General features: G+C 44.6%; 1 pseudogene. It reads right to left on the bottom strand.

Annotated features, from left to right (window positions below):
• Nucleotides 1-867, bottom strand: a pseudogene (locus tag GMD4S_RS13580) (alpha-L-fucosidase); the annotation flags it as partial.

Here is an 867-nt window from a genome sequence, read left to right as displayed (position 1 = left end):
GCTCAGCGACTTTTTTCTCGATAGCTTTTGCCAAGCTGTCCATAGCCTTATCGTACTCAATTTCCGGTTGTTTTGGTTCAGCTGGTTGCTCAGGCTGGTCAGGTTTCTCAGGTTCTTCTGGCTGTTCCGGTTGCTCTGGACTAGGCTCCTCTTGACCTCTTTGATAGTTCTCATCCTTGGATAGGATATCTTGTAGGGCGCTGACTGTCAACATGACTTCTTGAACATCCACTGCATCAGCACTGAGTTGGTTTCTTAATTTTTCTAGATTTGCTTGGAAAGCTTGGCGTGCAGTAGCCGTATTTTTCAAGCCTGCTGAATCAAAGTTGGACAGATCATCTTTCCATTTTGAGATAGACTGGATGATATCTGCCTTGCTGTAGAGTTCGCTACCTTCGCCACGAGTGATAAATTGGTCTACCTGAATACCGATATTTTGAGACAAATCGTTTCGATCAGGATCTAGTTGAAGGGTGACTGCGTGCAAGTTTTCGTCCAGACCTTTTAAGCTAACCAGAGTTTGATTGCCTTGGCGTTGGGCTGCACGACCGCTAAAGTATTTCTTACCGTCAATAGTTGAAGCATTTCCCATTCCATCTTGGTAAGGAACTTCTTTGCCGTCTAGGAAGACTTTGTAGATACCATGATTTGGATCGATATAGCCTTTGATATCAAGTCCGGTACCGTAGAAGTAGGCTGTGACAGTTGTCTTTTTCTTTTGCTCATCAGTTAAGCGACCAAAGGAAGCCCAAGACTCCGTCTTTTGGTATTTGTCTGCCGAATTGGTTTCATGGTGCCAGCCAGGACTGTAATCCAACTGACTAGCTTGGTCATCATAACTTGTTTGGTCCTTGACCAGCAATTCAG

The sequence above is a fragment of the Streptococcus sp. GMD4S genome (assembly GCF_000296955.1).
This window is presented reverse-complemented; position numbering and strand designations above follow the sequence as displayed.